A 16,778-nucleotide genomic window follows, 5' to 3' on the forward strand; every position below is an offset into this window, starting at 1 on the left:
GATGAATAAAACAGTAGGTGTAGTTATCCCAATCTATAATGTAGAAAAGTACCTAAAAGAATGTTTAGATAGTGTTATTAATCAAACTTATAAAAATTTACAAGTTATACTTGTAAATGATGGTAGCACAGATGAAAACTCATTTAATATAGCTAAAGAATATACTTTAAAAGATGAAAGATTTATACTTTTTGATAAAAAAAATGGTGGTCATAGTTCTGCTAAAAATGTCGGCATAGAGTATTTTAGTGGAGAATATATACTTAAAAATAAAACTCAAATTTTAGAAAAAAATTCTTTAATCGAATTTAATATAGAAGGTAATAATCCCTATGAAATTTATACAGTGTATAAAAGTTATAAAGCTTTTCATGCTACTAAAGATTTAGCTGATTTTATTTATCCTAGTATAGATTATATTATCTTTTTAGATTCTGATGATTATTGGGAACTTGATTGCATAGAAGAGTGTGCAAAAAGAATGAATGGGGTTGATGTTCTTTGGTTTGATTATAAGTTTTTAAATAAAAATAAAGCAACTCAAATGGAAATTTATAATTACGCAAAAGAACAAATCATTACTCCTTTGCAATGGTTAAAAAGGACTAGAGAAATAGGTAATTATTTATTTTGGTATGCTTGGCAAGGAATGATTGACTTTACTTTTTTGCAAAAAATTAATATTAAATTTATCAATCAGATCATCCATGAAGATCATCATTTTGGTATAGCACTTTTTTCTATGACTGATAATATATACATATATCCTGAGAAAAAGTATATATATCGTTTTAGAGAAAGCAGTATAAGCAATCAAAAACAATATAGCATAAATACTAACTCTTATTTGTATGCTTTATATATAGAATTTGATAAAAATACCTATGAATTGAAAAGGTACCAAATGTCTATGAATTGGATTTTTACTTGTTTGGAATTGATAAAAGTTTTAAAATATAATTCAAATAATGAAATATCAATCCTCGTCGAACAAACATTTTTGCCTACTTTGCTTGATAGAACTTTGATTATTTTTTTTATAGATAAAGATCCGTTGTTACTTAAAAATAAACTGCAAGAATTAAAAGATTATTTTGAAAAATTTCATTTAAGTGGAGCAGAATGTCTTAAATATCAATTGTCTTATCGTTTAGGGCAATTTGTTTTATCTAACTATAGAAGTTTAAGAGGTTTAATAAAAATTGTTTTAAATGCTAAAAAAATGATATTAAATATTCAAAAAGAACAAGAGTTGTTTCAAGAAACAATCAAAAATTACCCTTTTATTGTTTTTTCTTCTTCTGGTGAAGATCTAGAAAGTAGAAAAATCAAAAAACATTATTCTTATCGTTTAGGGCAATTTTTAAAAATTATTTTAATATAAGCTAGTTTGAATTATAATAATAACTTTTATTGAAATTAAGAAAGTATTTATAATGAGAGTTATTTTAATCACCGGGGGAACGGGATTTCTAGGTTCTAATTTATGTAAAAGATTGCTTAGTGAAGGCAATAAAATTATTTGTGTAGATAATAACTATACAGGTAGAATGGAAAACATCAAAGAACTTTTAGAAAATGAGAATTTTACTTTTATAGAGCATGATATTTGTGAGCCACTAAAAATCACACAAAAACTTGATCAAATTTATAATTTTGCTTGTCCAGCTTCTCCGCCTGCTTATCAAGGAAAACACGCCATAAAAACAACAAAAACAAGTGTATATGGTGCTATCAATATGCTCGAACTTGCAAAAGAGCATAATGCAACGATTTTACAAGCTTCAACTTCAGAAGTTTATGGAGATCCACTCGTTCATCCACAAAATGAAGAATATAGAGGTAATGTAAATTCTATAGGAATTCGCGCTTGCTATGATGAAGGGAAAAGATGTGCTGAAAGTTTGTTTTTTGATTATCATAGACATGAAGGCGTTGATATTAAAATAATAAGAATTTTTAATACCTATGGAGAAAATATGGATCCAAATGATGGCAGGGTTGTAAGTAATTTTATATGTCAAGCTTTAAGCGGAAAAGATATCACAATTTATGGAGATGGTTCGCAAACGCGTTCTTTTTGTTATGTTGATGATTTAATTGATATTATTATTAAAGTGATGAATTCTTCAAAAGATTTTCAAGGGCCTATAAATACTGGCAATCCTGGTGAATTTACTATAAAAGAATTAGCACAAAAGGTCATAGAAAAAACAGGTTCTAAATCAAAGATTATTTATAAAGATTTGCCATTAGATGATCCAACTCAAAGAAGACCTGATATTTCTTTAGCTAAAGCTAAATTTAATTGGGAGCCAAAGATAAATTTAGATGAAGGTTTAGAAAAAACTATAAAGTATTTTAAAGAAAAAATTACAGAATTTAAAGGATAAAATATATGAAAATAGGAATTATAGGAACAGGTTATGTTGGACTTCCAACAGGTGTTGGTCTAGCAGAACTTGGAAATGATGTTATTTGTATAGATAGAGAAAAATCAAAAATTGATACCTTAAATAATGGAATTTTAACAATTTATGAGGATAATCTTGAAGATCTTTTTCATAAAAATGTAAAAGAAGGTCGTTTAAAATTTACAACTTCTATGAAAGAAGGTATTAAAGATGCAGATTTAGTGATCATAGCAGTAGGAACTCCACCGCACCCAGTTACAAAAGAAGCAGATATGAAGTATATTCATGCAGCTGCGACTGAGTTAGCGGATTATTTAACAGGTTATACAGTAATTGCTACAAAATCCACTGTTCCTGTTGGCACAGGCGATGATATAGAAAGTTTAATTAGCAAGAAAAATCCAAATGCAGAGTTTGATGTTCTTTCTTTGCCTGAATTTTTAAGAGAAGGTTTTGCAGTATATGATTTTTTCAATCCAGACAGAATTATAGTAGGAACAAATTCACAAAGAGCAAAAGCAGTGATAGAAAAGCTTTATGAGCCTTTTAAAGGAAAAAGTGAGTTGCTTTTTGTAAATCGCCGTTCTTCAGAAACTATTAAATACGCCTCAAATGCATTTTTGGCTATTAAAATTCATTATATTAATGAAATGGCAAATTTTTGTGAAAAAGCTGGAGCTGATATTTTAGAAGTGGCTAGAGGTATGGGACTTGATACTAGGATAGGAAATCGCTTTTTAAATCCTGGACCTGGATATGGAGGTTCATGTTTTCCAAAAGATACTTTAGCTATGGCTTTTATGGGTAAGCAAAATGATATCGATTTAACTTTAATCAATGCAGCTATTAAAGGCAATGAAGAGCGTAAAAATCACATGAGTGAAAGAATTTTAAATAGTATTAAAGATATCAAAAATCCAAAAATAGCCGTACTTGGCCTTGCTTTTAAAGATGGCACTGATGATTGTAGAGAAAGTCCCGCTGTAGATATTGTTTTTAAGCTTTTGGAACAAAAAGTTCAAATTTGCGCTTATGATCCAAAGGCTATGGATTTAGCTAAGCAAATTTTAGGAGATAGGATTGATTATGCTAATTCCATGTATGAAGCTATAAAAGATGCTGATGCGATTGCTATACTAACAGAATGGAAAGAATTTTCAAGTCTTGATTTAAAAAAGGCTTATGATTTGTTAAATCATAAAAAAATTATTGATTTAAGAAATTTACTTGATAAAAATGAAGCTATAAAGTTAGGTTTTGAGTATCAAGGTGTAGGTAGATGAAGAATATTTTAGTTGTAGGTGGTGCAGGATATATAGGTTCACATACCTTAAAACATTTACTAGATAATAATTATAATTGTATTGTCATGGATAATCTTATCTATGGACACAAACAAGCTATAGACAAAAGAGCTAAATTTATCCATGCAGATTTACTAGATACCTTTTCTTTAACCAATGTTTTCAAGCAAGAAAAAATAGACGCAGTGGTGCATTTTGCAGCTTTTGCTTATGTAGGAGAAAGTGTTGTAAATCCTGCAAAATATTATCAAAATAATGTAGTAGGAACTATAAATCTTTTAAATGCAATGCTTGAAAATAATATTAAGGATATAGTATTTTCAAGTACTTGTGCAACTTACGGAGAACCACAATATACTCCAATTGATGAAAAACACCCTCAAAATCCTATTAATGCTTACGGAAGAACTAAGCTTATGATAGAACAAGTTTTTGCTGACTATGAAAAAGCTTATGGTTTAAGGCATATTTCTTTAAGATATTTTAATGCTGCAGGTGCAAGCAATGATGGACTTATCGGAGAAAGTCATGAACCTGAAACTCATTTAATTCCTTTAGTTTTAAAGGCTATAAAAGGAGAAATTCCTGCTATAAATATTTTTGGAAATGATTATGATACCGAAGATGGAACTTGTATAAGAGATTATATTCATGTAGAAGATTTAGCATTAGCTCATCGCTTAGCCTTAGAAAATTTACATAAATTTAGCGGTTGTATAAATCTTGGCACAGGAATAGGTACAAGTGTAAAAGAAATCATTAGCGCAGCTGAAATTGTAAGTGGCAAAAAGTGCCCTATAAATTATGCACCAAGAAGAGAAGGGGATCCTGCAAGATTATACGCAGATAATAAAAAAGCAAAAGAAATCTTATCTTGGGAGGCAAAATATACTGATATTAAAGATATAATTAAAAGTGCTTGGGATTGGGAAAATAATAGAAAGTATTAAGATGAAAAAAGTAAAAAATTTAATTGTAGGTTGTGGGCTTAGTGGGGCGATTTTAGCTGAGCGTTTAGCTAGTAAAGGACAAGAGGTTTTAATCATAGATAAAAGAGAGCATATTGGCGGAAATATTTATGATTATAAAGATCAAGAGAGTAATATAACTGTGCATAAATATGGACCTCATGTTTTTCACACTAGTATAAAAGAAGTATGGGATTATCTAAGTCGTTTTACAAAATGGCATTATTTTATGTATAGAGTAAAAGCTTTTATAGATGGTAAAGAAGTAAATATCCCATTTAATCTTGATACTTTACATAAGGTTTTTTCAGAGCATTTAGCTAAAGAGCTTGAACAAAAATTAGTAAGTAAATTTACTTTTAATTCCAAAATTCCTATTTTAGAATTAAAAAATGCAAACGATAAAGATTTAGAATTTTTAGCCGAGTATATTTATAAAAAAGTTTTTTTGGGATATACAGTAAAACAATGGGGTGTAAAACCTGAAGAACTTGATTTTTCAGTTAGTGCAAGAGTTCCTGTATATATAAGTCGTGATGATAGGTACTTCGTAGATACTTATCAAGCTATACCAAAAGATGGTTATACGAAAATGATTGAAAATATTATAAATCATTCTTTGATAAAAGTGCAGTTAAACACTGATTTTAAAGATATAAAAAAAGATATAGAATATGAAAGATTATTTTATACAGGAGCGATTGATGAATTTTTTGATTATAAATTTGGAAAATTACCTTATAGAAGTTTAAATATAGTATTTGAAGCTTTTGATAAAGAGTATATGCAATCAGGCCCTCAGATAAACTACCCTGAAAATTATGATTTTACAAGAAGTGTTGAGTATAAATATTATCTTGATGAAAAATCTACTAAAACCATACTTTCTTATGAATTTCCTTGTGAATACGAAGAAGGTAGGAACGAAAGATACTATCCTATACCTAATGATGAAAATCAAAAGCTATATGAAAAATATTTAAAAGAATCTGCTAAGCTTAACAATGTATATTTTTTAGGTAGGCTTGGCGATTATAAATATTATGATATGGATAAGGCTGTAGAGAGAGTGTTAAAATTTATAAAGGAGTTGTCACAATGAAAGAAAAAAAAGAAAATCAAAATCCAAGCATCAAAATACTTGTGGGCTACCATAAACCAGCTGAGTTGCTTAAAGATGATATTTTAACCCCTATTCACCTAGGAAGAGCTTTAGCAACTGAAGCTTCTAAAGACGGAGAAATGTCTAAGGAAGATTTTCAGTGGATGTGTGAAAATATGATAGGAGATGATACAGGAGATAATATATCACATTTAAATCGCTACTTAAATGAATTAACTGGAATTTATTGGGCTTGGAAAAATTATGATAAATTAGGTAATCCTGATTATATAGGTTATGCTCATTATAGAAGACATTTTATTATAAGTGATAATATTTCTGATTTAGTATTGCACGAAAATGGATGGCCATTTATAGAGAGTATAAAAAATATTTATAATTATAGGTACGATGCCTTATATGATATAATTAAAGACATTGATCTAATTATTCCGGAAAAATTTTATTTAGATTCTCCGTTAAATTTAAATTTTTATAAATATAAATGTATTGAAGATTGGTATCCTGGTATTGTTTATCATAAACAAAATGTAAGATTAACAATTGGATATAAACTATTAATTTATTTGCTGAAAAATAATGAAAAATATAAAAATGAAGTAGAAAATTTCATTTCCGGAACAAGTTATTATCCTTGTAATATGTTTATAATGAAAAAAGAGTTATTTTTTTCCTATTGTTCTTTTATATTTGAGCTAATTTTTTTAGTTTATGATATAATGAAGGAAGATTTAGAAGTAAGAAATACCCATGAGAAAAGAGAATTAGGTTTTTGTGCTGAGTATTTAACTTCTATTTTTATTCAAAAAAATATAAAGGAAAATTGCAAATTTAGGAATAAATATGTTGCTATTTTTCAATAGCTACTAGCAAAGTTATTTGGAGATAAAATGAATAAATTGATTATTGCATGCAGAGGAGATGCTTTTGGTGAGAGAATATTGGCATTGTTAAATGCTATATATATAAGTAAAAAAGTAAATTTAAAATTCGGTTATATTTGGAATGTGCCAAGAGTAAAATTTAATGTTGATAAAGTGATCAATCCATTTGATGACTTTCCAAGTGAAAAAGATATTTTTAATGAAGATTTTATTCATAAATATTCACTAACAGATAAAGTTAATTTCATAGCAAAAGATGGGATTGGTATTTTTTTGAAAAATAAAAAGTATGTTTTAAAAACAATTCATGAATATGAACAATCTTGTGAATATGGCTATATTAGCACCCAATATGATTTATCGGATTTATGTATAGATGTAGATAAAATTGAATATTTAAATTTATTAAAGAAAATTTTTTGGAATGAAATAGGATTTTCAAATAAAGTTATTAATTTGATAGCTTTAGTTGAAAAATCTATTAATTTTAATTTTTATGCTATTCATATTAGAATTGGAGATATATTATTAAATAATGATGGAAAAGATATTTTTTTTGGAAGGAAAAAAGCAAGTGAGCTTTGTCTCATATTGGAAGTAATTAATAAAACATTAAAAGATAAAAATATAGTAATATTTGGCGATGATTTAGAATTAATTAGGCTTATAAAAACAAAATCTAACAATTTGAACAATAGATTTGTTTTATTACCTTCGGAGTGTATTAATATTCATATAAGTGGTTTTGATAAGAATTTTTCAGATGTGATTTTAATGTCTAATTCAAATGGTATTTATGCTTCAGGTTCTTCTGGTTTTTCACAACTAGCTTACAGAATAAGCAGAAATTGTAATTCAATAGTTTCTATTTATGATTTATTTACTATAAATGAACAATATTCGATTATATGTAGTCGTGTAAAGTCTCTTCAAGGTCTTAAAAAAGAGTATCAGTCTTTTTCATATTTTTATTTATATCTTTTATCTAATAAATTGTCGATGAGTTATTTTACTCAACGTAAACATCTCATTAATGCAATGTCTTTTTATCCCAATTGTAAAACTTATAGTATATTGTATATTAATTTATTATTGGATATGAATAAACTAAAAGAATTGAATTTACTTTTCAAGGAAAGATATTCATATTTATTTTTAGAGGATAGTTTGTTCTTTATTAATGCATATAATAATAAATTTTTATATTCTTTTATTTTTGTTAAGTTGCTTAAAATTAAAGATCTAATATTATATCCTTATATAGGACTATTTCTAAGAGAAATGTTTAAAGGAAAAAAAATAGATAATTCCTATTTAGAAAATATTTTTAAAAATTCAAAAGAGCGTGTTGAATATAATGATATGTATAATTCTTTATATCATTTTTTTCTTGTAAGTTATAACACAAGTGATACGATATTAATTGGTGCTAAAGAAAGAGTAAAAAACCATTTAGCGTATAAGTTAGGTAGGATTTTAATTGATAATAAAAAAAATGTCTTTAAAATGTTTTTCAAGATATTTCAAACTTTAATTTTTCATAAAATAATAAAAATTAAATATGGAATGATTTGTAAATTTGATTCAAAATATAAACTACCAAGTTTAGATTCATATAGTGATAAAGAAGAAGGATTTGCTATAAAAAACTATTATTCTTATAGGTTGGGAGAACTTTTTATAAAGCATCCGTTTAGTTTTATTTTTAGAATTTATAATTTTAATGCCAAATTTAGAAGGGAAAAAAATGGAAATAAAATTTAACATAGAAGAATCTAAAATTTTGAACGGGGTATATATAATAACTCCAAATAAATTTAGTGATTTAAGGGGTGATATATGGACAGCATTTACAGATGAATATTTGAGTAATTTAGTGCCAAATGGAATTAAGTTTAAGCATGATAAATTTATAAATTCTCATTTTAATGTTTTACGTGGAATTCATGGTGATGTAAAAACTTATAAGCTTGTAACTTGTGTCTATGGAGAAGTGCATCAAGTTGTGGTTGATTGCAGAAAAAATTCGCCAACTTATCTAAAATGGGAGAAATTTATTATAAGCCCTAGAAATCAACAGCTTATTTTATTGCCGCCAAATATGGGAAATTCTCATTATGTAAGTTCAAAAGAAGCCGTGTATTACTATAAGCTTGCTTATGAGGGCGAATATTTAGATGCTCCTGATCAATTTACTTATGCTTGGAATGATGAAAGAATCGCTATAGATTGGCCAACAAAATCTCCTATTCTTTCAGAGCGTGATATTCTTGCAATGAATAAGGATAAATAATGAATAAAGATTCTAAAATTTATATAGCAGGACATACAGGTTTAGTCGGTTCTTCAATTTTAAAAAAATTACAAAATGATGGCTATGAAAATTTAATTTTTAGAACTCATTCTGAACTTGATTTGACAAATCAGCAAGCTGTAACCGATTTTTTTAAAAAAGAAAAACCAGAATATGTCTTTTTCTGTGCTGCTAAAATGGGTGGCATGATGGAACAGCTAGAGAGAAGAGCTGATTTTTTGTATTTAAATTTAATAATGCAAACTTTTGTACTACATGAAGCTTATAAGAATGATTGTAAAAAATTACTTTACTTAAGTTCTCTTTGTATTTACCCGCAGGATGCATCACTGCCGATAAAGGAAACAAGTATGCTTGAGGGAAAATTGCAATTTATTAATGAGCCTTATGCGGTTGCTAAAATTACAGGTAATAAAATGTGCGAGTTTTATAACCAGCAATTTGGCACAAATTTTATTACTTTAGTTCCAACAAGTATTTATGGACCTGGGGATAATTTTAATTTAGCCACAGCTCATGTTTTTCCTGCAATATTTGCAAAAATTTATTTAGGAAAATTGCTAAATGAGCAAAAGCATCAAGAGTTGTTTAATAGCTTGAGATTGGATAATATACAAGATGTTTTAAAATATTTAAGTCAATTTGATATTGATGAGAATAAGGTTACATTGCTTGGAAGTGGTAACCCTAGAAGAGAATTTATTTACGTGGATGATGTTGCAGATGCATGTATTTTTACAATGGATAAAATTGATGCTTCTATGTTGAAAAAATATGATGAAAATTTTCATAATACTCACTTGAATCTAGCTGATGGCAAGGATTGCTCAATTAAAGAAGTTGCTTTTTTGATAAAAGACATTATAGGATATAAAGGGGATATCATTTTTGACTCTTCCAAGCTTGATGGAACAATGTTAAAGACAACCAATACTGAAAGAATTAGAAAATTAGGCTGGAAAGCAAAAATTAAGCTTGAAGATGGCATTAAAATGATGTATGAGTGGTATTTAAAAGAGCAAAATATAAGACAATAGGAAAAATCATGAGAAAAACAGTTTTAATCACAGGTTTTACAGGGCAAGTTGGTTCTCAAATGGCAGATTTTTTACTGGCAAATACAGATTATGATGTTATAGGTATGATGCGTTGGCAAGAACCTATGGACAATATCTATCATTTAAGTGATAGAATTAATAAAAAAGATAGAATTTCCATTTTTTATGCAGATTTAAATGACTATTCTAGTATTCAAAAACTTTTTGAAAGCAGGCACCCTGATTTTATTTTTCATCTAGCAGCTCAATCTTATCCTAAAACTTCTTTTGATATACCTATAGAAACATTACAAACAAATATCATAGGCACAGCAAATATTTTGGAAAACATTAGAATTTTAAAGGTGAAAGATGACTATGATCCCGTAGTGCATGTTTGCTCTTCAAGCGAAGTTTATGGCAAGGCAAAAGCAGGTATTAAGCTTAATGAAGAAACTGCTTTTCATGGAGCAAGTCCTTATAGTATAAGCAAAATCGGCACTGATTATTTAGGAAGATTTTATGGCGAAGCTTATAATATTCGCACTTTTGTTACAAGAATGGGAACACATAGTGGCCCAAGACGAAGTGATGTGTTTTTTGAAAGCACGGTGGCAAAGCAAATTGCACTCATTGAAGCGGGTTATCAAGAGCCTGTTGTTAAGGTTGGAAATCTTTCAAGTGTAAGAACTTTTCAAGATTGTCGTGATGCTATAAGGGCTTATTATCTACTTTCTCTTGAAAGTGAAAAAGGAAAAGTTCCTTGTGGGGAAGCTTTTAATATAGCAGGAGAAGAGGCTTTTAAACTTCCTGAGGTTATAGAAATTCTTTTAGGATTTTCCACAAGAAAAGATATCAAAGTAGAGCAAGATGAAGAAAGACTGCGTCCTATTGATGCAGATTATCAAATGTTTGATAATACAAAAATCAAAAGTTTTATTAACTGGAAACCTTTAATTCCTGCTAGACAGATGTTTGAAGATTTATTAAATCATTGGAGAGATGAGATTAAAAGAGGAAGAATCCCTTTAAATCGTTAGCAATAAAGGAAAATTATGAAAAAAATTATTCGATCTCAAACCCCTCTAAGATTAGGTCTTGCAGGGGGTGGAACTGATATAAATTTATATTGTGATAAATATATAGGTTATGTTTTAAATGCTACGATTTCTCTTTATATACATTGCACTCTTATAGAAAGAGATGATAAAAAAATTATTTTTGATTCCCCTGACACTAATGCTTATGCAGAATATGAAAGTAAAGAGAAATTAGACAATGATGGAAATTTAGATATTTTTAAGGCTATTTATAATCGCCTAGTGAAAGATTTTATTAAAAAACCTTTAAGTTTTTCTCTTCATACTTATTCTGATGTGCCAAGTGGAAGCGGTTTAGGCGGAAGCTCAACTTTAGTTGTAGGCATTATAAAAGCTTTTGCAGAATGGCTTAATTTGCCTTTAGGGGATTATGAAGTAGCAAAACTTGCATATGAAATAGAACGTGAAGATATGGGCATAGTAGGAGGAGCACAAGATCAATACGCCGCAACTTTTGGCGGCTTTAATTTTATGGAATTTTATGATCAAAAAAAAGTCATAGTTAATCCTTTACGCATTAGAAATTGGATAGTTAGTGAGCTTGAAGCTAGAATGGTGCTTTATTTTACAAATATTACAAGAGAAGCAAAAGATATAGAAGAGCATAAAAAAGGAAAACTTGGAGATGAAAAATCCCTTGAGGCCATGCATGCCATAAAGCAAGATGCTATAAAGATGAAAGAAGCTTTATTTAAGGCGGATTTTGATACTTTGGCGAAAATTTTAGGTAAGTCTTGGCAGTCAAAAAAAATCATTTCAGAAATCGTTAGCAACGATGAGCTTGAAAGAATTTATAAACTTGCTATAGATAATGGAGCTTACAGTGGTAAAACCAGTGGAGCAGGAGCTGGTGGATTTATGTTTTTCTTTGTGGATCCTACTAAAAAATACAATTTAATTAAAGCTTTAAGCAAAGAACAAGGCTGGGTGCAAGATTTTTCATTTACAAAAGAGGGGGTTAAATCATGGAGAATTTAAATTCCTATATAAAAGGACATTTTACAGATTCTATTTTAGTAAAAGAGCAAATTTTAAAAGATGAGAATTTGATAACTCTTATTAAAAATGCTTCATTAGAAGTCATAAAAGCTTACAAAAATGGCAATAAAACCTTGCTTGCAGGAAACGGTGGTAGTGCAGCAGATGCACAGCACATCGCAGGGGAATTTGTAAGTAGATTTTATTTTGATAGACCAGGGATCGCAAGTATTGCACTTACTACAGATACAAGTATTTTAACAGCTATTGGCAATGATTATGGTTATGAAAATTTGTTTGCTAGACAAGTGCAAGCTCAAGGTGTTAAGGGAGATGTTTTTATAGGAATTTCTACAAGCGGAAATAGTAAAAATATCCTAAAGGCTCTAGAACTTTGTAAGCAAAAAGAAATCATAAGTATAGGCTTAAGCGGAGCTAATGGTGGGGCTATGAATGAACTTTGTGATTATTGTATAAAAGTACCTTCAACTTGCACACCAAGAATTCAAGAAGCACATATTTTGATAGGGCATATTATTTGTGCTATTGTCGAAGAAGAGCTTTTCGGTAAAGGTTTTTCTTGCAAGCAATAATACTTTGTGGTGGCTTAGGAACAAGGCTTAAAAGCGTTATAAAAGACATTCCAAAGCCTATGGCACCGATAAATAATAAACCTTTTTTAGAATTTATTTTTGAGTATCTTAAAAGGCAAGGTATAAAAGAAGTAATTTTAGCGGTATCATACAAATATGAAGTGATAAAAGAGTATTTTAAAGATGAGTTTTTAGGCATAAAAATAAAATACAGCATCGAAAAAGAGCCTTTAGGAACAGGTGGAGCTATAAAAGAAGCTTTAAAATTTATAAAAAATGAAGCTTGTGTTTTAAATGGCGATACTTTTTTTGACATAGATTTAAACAAATTAAAGTTAAATGGAGGTAAAATTTACCTTGCTTTAAAGCAAATGAATGATTTTGATAGATATGGTACAGTAAATGTTGATAAGCAGGGATTTGTGATTTCCTTTGAGGAAAAAATATTTAAAACACAGGGTTTAATCAATGGTGGAATTTATCTTTTAACTAAAGATATTTTTAATGAATTTGATTTAGAGAAAAAATTTTCTTTTGAAGAATTTTTGCAAGAAAATTATAAAAAACTAAAGGCTAGAGCTTGTATTTTTGATGATTATTTTATAGATATTGGCGTGCCTGAGGATTATTATAATTTTATAACCAACCAAAGCCATTTTTAAAGAAGAAACCCTATGTATAACCCAAACTCAGCTATAGAAAGAATAAAAAATCATTTAGCTTATAAACTAGGTCAAACTGTGATAGAACATAGACATAATGGGGGGGGGTATATAGCATTATTTAAAAAACTTTATCAAATAAAAAGACAACATAAAAAAGAACAACAAATTTATCAACAAACCATACAAATCTTTCCTCAACTTAAATATCCAAGTTTGGAAACATGTCCTGATTATAGTGAATCCCTAAGATATAAATTTCATTTATCTTATATGCTGGGAGAAGTTTTAATCAAAGCTGATGTGAATAAGTTTAAAGATGGGTATTTTTTTCTTTTTAAAAATATAGAACAAACCAAAAAAGATTATAAAATAATAAAAGAAATTTTAGATCTTTCTAAAAAGTTTGAAGAAAATATTTATATTATACTTGCTGAAAATAAAAATTTATTCATGTGTAATTTGGATAATTTGAAAATTATTTTAGACTTGCATAAAAATTATATACCAGCATTAAAAGTTATTTTTCAAAATTTTAATTATACGCTAAATCATTTGGAAATGATACAAGAATGGTTATTGTCAAGTGATTTTAAGCAAAGATTTCAAGATGTAAATCATCCTTATCCTTCTTTACTTGACCCTAAAAAACTTAATGATCAAGCAGAAAAAATAAATTATCATAATATTTCAGGCGAATTAGCTTGGAAAATGAATTTACCATTGCCTGAAAATTATAAATTAATATGGTTATGGGCTGCATGCAGTGGAACAATGGCTATTTATACATTTTTTAATTATTCAGATATTTCAACTATTAATGCAAATGGTTGGGAAGATGAAAAAAAAGTTTATATCGATAATTATACGTATATATTAAGCAAAAAAACACATGTAGCAATAGCTCCAAGAGTGTTTGAAAATAATGATAAAATTTATTATTTATTTACTAGCAATGTTCCTTTATTATATATATGTAGAGATCCAATATCAATTATCAGGCATGCAATAAATCATATAGGTGACCAAAATAGCAAAATAAAACCAATGATGAAACAGATAACTTTAAATTCAAATTTTAAAGAGCTTTTTCCAGAAATACTTTACTGGTATTCTAATTCAAGTAAACCTGAATTGAGTAGCTTGATAAAAGTTTTAGATAATTATGAACTTTACTTTAAATCATATCAAAGAATTAAAATTTTAAAAAAAGATGTATTGTGTTTTGAACTTAATGAAATCTCTGGTTTAAATGCTCGAAAAACATTTGATTTTATAGCTGATAAATTTTTTAATGTAAAATGCGATTATTCTTTTTTTTCTAAAAGAATTAATCGCCATCAAGGTGATTTGGTTGTGCTTCCAGTTGTATATTCTATTGTTATAGGTGAAATTTGTATTAATATAGTAATTACTACAAAAAATCTTATGTATTTCAATTCTTTAGAGCCTAAGATGACAAATGAAGACTATATTGACATTACTTCTGAAATTTTTAAAGAAAGAAAGTTAATGTTTGATAATATTATTTTGTTAATAAAACAAAAAGAATATAATATTTTAAAGAATAATCAAAAATGTTTTATAGATAGCAAAAAATATTTAAATGGTTATATGGATGCGTTTGAAGAGAATGAGATAAAGATTAAAAACAATCTTATTACAGAAGAAGAAATTTTGCAATATTTGCAAATGAGAAAAGATTTGCGATTAAAATTAAAAGATATTTTAGATGAAGAATTAAATTTTATAAAAATAAATTATCCAAAGTATTTAAAACAATGGAAATATTATCAAAAATTTGAGCAGATGTGTAATGAAACATAATTTAACTATTTGGCTTACAGGTTTGGCAGGAAGTGGTAAAAGTTATATAGCGCAAGCATTGTATAGAAAATTAAAAGAGAAATATGACAATGTTATCTATCTTGATGGAGATGAGTTAAGAGAGCTTTTGGGATATTTTTCCTATGATAAAAAAGGTCGTATGGATGTATCCTTTAAACGATCTGATTTTGCTCGTTTTTTAAGCAATCAGGGAATGATAGTTATTGTAAGTGCGATTTCTATGTGGAATGAAATTTATGAGTATAACCGCAAATATTTAAAAAATTATTTTGAAATTTATATAAAATGTGAATTTGAAGAGTTGAAAAGACGCGATAAAAAGAATTTATATACCCAAGCTTTAAAGGGTGAAATTTCAAATGTCGTGGGTGTAGACATTCCGTATGATGAACCAAAAGCTGATTTAGTTATTGATAATACTCAAATGACAGCGCTTGATGATAAGGTTTGCCTTATTTTAACAGCACTTTCTCAAAATTTAGATAATTCAAAGTGCGAATAAATGTTACAAGTTACTTATGAAAATTTCCTAGATTTAAAATATTTTGCTAGCAGTGTGTTCTATCCTTTAGAAGGTTTTATGAATTATGAAGAATATAAAAAAGTAATTTATGAAATGCAACTTTTAAATGGTGAAATATGGACCTTGCCTATTACTTTAGAAGTGGATGATTTTAAAGATATTTATGTAGGACAAAAGCAAGATTTATATTATCAAGACAAATTTATAGGAAATATTCAAATCGAAGATAAATTTTGTGTTCAAGATCAGGATCTTTATGAAATTTTTCAAACCAAAGATGAAAAACATCCTGGTATTATTAAAGAAAAAAAACGCTCTTCTTTGCGTGTTGGCGGCAAGATAGAACTAAAAGAAGAATTTTATAAAGATTCTTTATATAAAAATATCTTAAAAGATGTTTTTAATGCTAATATTAAGACTATAGTGGGTTTTCAAACAAGAAATCCTATCCACAGAGCTCATGAACATTTACAAAGAATTGCACTTGAAATTTGTGATGCTTTGTTTATTAATCCTCTAACAGGCTGGAAAAAACAAGGGGATTTTACCGAAGCAGCAGTAATGAATGCTTATAAAACTATGTTTGATGAGTTTTATCCTAAAGATAGAGTTTATATTCAAGGTTTACAAACTGCTATGCGTTATGCAGGTCCTAAAGAAGCTATTTTTCACGCTCTACTTAGAAGAAATATGGGTTGTACTCATTTTATCATTGGCAGAGATCATGCAGGAGTGGGGGGTTATTACGGAATTTACGAGGCACAAAAGTTGGCTAAAGATCTATCAGCACGTTATGATTTAGGTATAGATTTTTTACTTTTAAAAGAACCTTATTATTGTTCTAAATGCCAAAAGATTGTGAGTGAAAAAAATTGTGCACATTATAAAGAATATAGAATCGCAATTAGCGGTACACAAATCAGAAAGGATTTAAGCGAAGGTAAAATTCCTAGTGAACTTATGATGCGTTCAGAAATTTCTGCTAGTATACTTGCTTTAGGTAGAGAAAATATTTTTATTGATTAAAGGA

General features: G+C 28.1%; 16 protein-coding genes. All 16 read left to right on the forward strand.

Features of this window, described 5'->3' with window-relative positions:
* Nucleotide 1 precedes the first annotated feature (1 nt).
* The 16 genes from ELQ09_RS00590 to ELQ09_RS00665 are packed head-to-tail and all read left to right on the forward strand — an operon-like array spanning nucleotide 2 to nucleotide 16,774.
* Nucleotides 2-1,384 (forward strand): glycosyltransferase family 2 protein, encoded by a 1,383-nt coding sequence (locus ELQ09_RS00590; RefSeq protein ID WP_134263690.1) that lies wholly within the window; start codon nucleotides 2-4, stop codon nucleotides 1,382-1,384.
* A gap of 52 nt (nucleotides 1,385-1,436) precedes the next feature.
* Complete coding sequence (locus ELQ09_RS00595; RefSeq protein WP_126229303.1) at nucleotides 1,437-2,393, forward strand: UDP-glucuronic acid decarboxylase family protein; 957 nt, start codon at nucleotides 1,437-1,439, stop codon at nucleotides 2,391-2,393.
* A 5-nt stretch (nucleotides 2,394-2,398) separates the two neighbouring features.
* Nucleotides 2,399-3,697 (forward strand): UDP-glucose/GDP-mannose dehydrogenase family protein, encoded by a 1,299-nt coding sequence (locus ELQ09_RS00600; protein WP_070275996.1) that lies wholly within the window; start codon nucleotides 2,399-2,401, stop codon nucleotides 3,695-3,697.
* Nucleotides 3,694-4,668 (forward strand): UDP-glucose 4-epimerase GalE, encoded by a 975-nt coding sequence (gene galE / locus ELQ09_RS00605; RefSeq protein WP_126229301.1) that lies wholly within the window; start codon nucleotides 3,694-3,696, stop codon nucleotides 4,666-4,668. Before ELQ09_RS00600 ends, galE begins: the two co-directional genes overlap by 4 nt.
* 1 nt (nucleotide 4,669) lies before the next feature.
* A complete protein-coding gene (glf, locus tag ELQ09_RS00610; RefSeq protein ID WP_134263691.1) occupies nucleotides 4,670-5,788 on the forward strand; it encodes a UDP-galactopyranose mutase in 1,119 nt (372 codons plus the stop codon).
* Complete coding sequence (locus ELQ09_RS00615) at nucleotides 5,785-6,672, forward strand: DUF4422 domain-containing protein (protein WP_070275993.1); 888 nt, start codon at nucleotides 5,785-5,787, stop codon at nucleotides 6,670-6,672. Before glf ends, ELQ09_RS00615 begins: the two co-directional genes overlap by 4 nt.
* 27 nt (nucleotides 6,673-6,699) lie before the next feature.
* Nucleotides 6,700-8,457: a hypothetical protein gene (locus ELQ09_RS00620; RefSeq protein ID WP_126229297.1), complete on the forward strand. Its 1,758-nt coding sequence runs from the start codon at nucleotides 6,700-6,702 to the stop codon at nucleotides 8,455-8,457.
* Nucleotides 8,441-8,986 (forward strand): dTDP-4-dehydrorhamnose 3,5-epimerase family protein, encoded by a 546-nt coding sequence (locus tag ELQ09_RS00625; protein ID WP_070275991.1) that lies wholly within the window; start codon nucleotides 8,441-8,443, stop codon nucleotides 8,984-8,986. The genes ELQ09_RS00620 and ELQ09_RS00625 overlap by 17 nt, the downstream gene beginning before the upstream one ends.
* Nucleotides 8,986-10,044, forward strand: a complete 1,059-nt coding sequence (locus ELQ09_RS00630; RefSeq protein ID WP_134263692.1) for a GDP-L-fucose synthase — start codon at nucleotides 8,986-8,988, stop codon at nucleotides 10,042-10,044. The genes ELQ09_RS00625 and ELQ09_RS00630 overlap by 1 nt, the downstream gene beginning before the upstream one ends.
* 8 nt (nucleotides 10,045-10,052) lie before the next feature.
* Nucleotides 10,053-11,084, forward strand: a complete 1,032-nt coding sequence (locus tag ELQ09_RS00635; protein WP_134263693.1) for a GDP-mannose 4,6-dehydratase — start codon at nucleotides 10,053-10,055, stop codon at nucleotides 11,082-11,084.
* A 15-nt stretch (nucleotides 11,085-11,099) separates the two neighbouring features.
* Nucleotides 11,100-12,122: a dehydrogenase gene (locus ELQ09_RS00640; RefSeq protein ID WP_134263694.1), complete on the forward strand. Its 1,023-nt coding sequence runs from the start codon at nucleotides 11,100-11,102 to the stop codon at nucleotides 12,120-12,122.
* The gene (gene gmhA2 / locus ELQ09_RS00645; protein WP_022552405.1) at nucleotides 12,110-12,715 is read left to right on the forward strand and encodes a D-sedoheptulose 7-phosphate isomerase; all 606 of its coding nucleotides are present in this window, start codon (nucleotides 12,110-12,112) and stop codon (nucleotides 12,713-12,715) included. Before ELQ09_RS00640 ends, gmhA2 begins: the two co-directional genes overlap by 13 nt.
* Nucleotides 12,703-13,377, forward strand: a complete 675-nt coding sequence (locus tag ELQ09_RS00650) for a nucleotidyltransferase family protein (protein ID WP_088303651.1) — start codon at nucleotides 12,703-12,705, stop codon at nucleotides 13,375-13,377. The genes gmhA2 and ELQ09_RS00650 overlap by 13 nt, the downstream gene beginning before the upstream one ends.
* A gap of 12 nt (nucleotides 13,378-13,389) precedes the next feature.
* On the forward strand, nucleotides 13,390-15,204 hold the full coding sequence (locus ELQ09_RS00655) for a DUF2972 domain-containing protein (RefSeq protein WP_134263695.1): 1,815 nt from the start codon (nucleotides 13,390-13,392) through the stop codon (nucleotides 15,202-15,204).
* Nucleotides 15,194-15,727, forward strand: coding sequence for an adenylyl-sulfate kinase (locus ELQ09_RS00660; protein WP_096702839.1), 534 nt, complete (start codon nucleotides 15,194-15,196; stop codon nucleotides 15,725-15,727). The genes ELQ09_RS00655 and ELQ09_RS00660 overlap by 11 nt, the downstream gene beginning before the upstream one ends.
* Nucleotides 15,728-16,774, forward strand: a complete 1,047-nt coding sequence (locus ELQ09_RS00665) for a sulfate adenylyltransferase (protein ID WP_134224862.1) — start codon at nucleotides 15,728-15,730, stop codon at nucleotides 16,772-16,774.
* Nucleotides 16,775-16,778: the final 4 nt, after the last annotated feature.

It is taken from the genome of Campylobacter sp. CH186 (assembly GCF_004378925.1).
GTDB classification, from domain to species: domain Bacteria; phylum Campylobacterota; class Campylobacteria; order Campylobacterales; family Campylobacteraceae; genus Campylobacter_D; species Campylobacter_D jejuni.

Excerpts from the sequence above, each read along its gene's own strand:
- ELQ09_RS00665 (WP_134224862.1), top strand. The coding sequence starts at position 15,728 with ATGTTACAAGTTACTTATGAAAATTTCCTAGATTTAAAATATTTTGCT.
- galE (WP_126229301.1), top strand. The coding sequence starts at position 3,694 with ATGAAGAATATTTTAGTTGTAGGTGGTGCAGGATATATAGGTTCACAT.
- ELQ09_RS00620 (WP_126229297.1), top strand. The coding sequence starts at position 6,700 with ATGAATAAATTGATTATTGCATGCAGAGGAGATGCTTTTGGTGAGAGA.
- ELQ09_RS00635 (WP_134263693.1), top strand. The coding sequence starts at position 10,053 with ATGAGAAAAACAGTTTTAATCACAGGTTTTACAGGGCAAGTTGGTTCT.
- ELQ09_RS00595 (WP_126229303.1), top strand. The coding sequence starts at position 1,437 with ATGAGAGTTATTTTAATCACCGGGGGAACGGGATTTCTAGGTTCTAAT.
- ELQ09_RS00660 (WP_096702839.1), top strand. The coding sequence starts at position 15,194 with ATGAAACATAATTTAACTATTTGGCTTACAGGTTTGGCAGGAAGTGGT.
- gmhA2 (WP_022552405.1), top strand. The coding sequence starts at position 12,110 with ATGGAGAATTTAAATTCCTATATAAAAGGACATTTTACAGATTCTATT.
- glf (WP_134263691.1), top strand. The coding sequence starts at position 4,670 with ATGAAAAAAGTAAAAAATTTAATTGTAGGTTGTGGGCTTAGTGGGGCG.
- ELQ09_RS00600 (WP_070275996.1), top strand. The coding sequence starts at position 2,399 with ATGAAAATAGGAATTATAGGAACAGGTTATGTTGGACTTCCAACAGGT.
- ELQ09_RS00590 (WP_134263690.1), top strand. The coding sequence starts at position 2 with ATGAATAAAACAGTAGGTGTAGTTATCCCAATCTATAATGTAGAAAAG.
- ELQ09_RS00615 (WP_070275993.1), top strand. The coding sequence starts at position 5,785 with ATGAAAGAAAAAAAAGAAAATCAAAATCCAAGCATCAAAATACTTGTG.
- ELQ09_RS00655 (WP_134263695.1), top strand. The coding sequence starts at position 13,390 with ATGTATAACCCAAACTCAGCTATAGAAAGAATAAAAAATCATTTAGCT.
- ELQ09_RS00630 (WP_134263692.1), top strand. The coding sequence starts at position 8,986 with ATGAATAAAGATTCTAAAATTTATATAGCAGGACATACAGGTTTAGTC.
- ELQ09_RS00640 (WP_134263694.1), top strand. The coding sequence starts at position 11,100 with ATGAAAAAAATTATTCGATCTCAAACCCCTCTAAGATTAGGTCTTGCA.
- ELQ09_RS00625 (WP_070275991.1), top strand. The coding sequence starts at position 8,441 with ATGGAAATAAAATTTAACATAGAAGAATCTAAAATTTTGAACGGGGTA.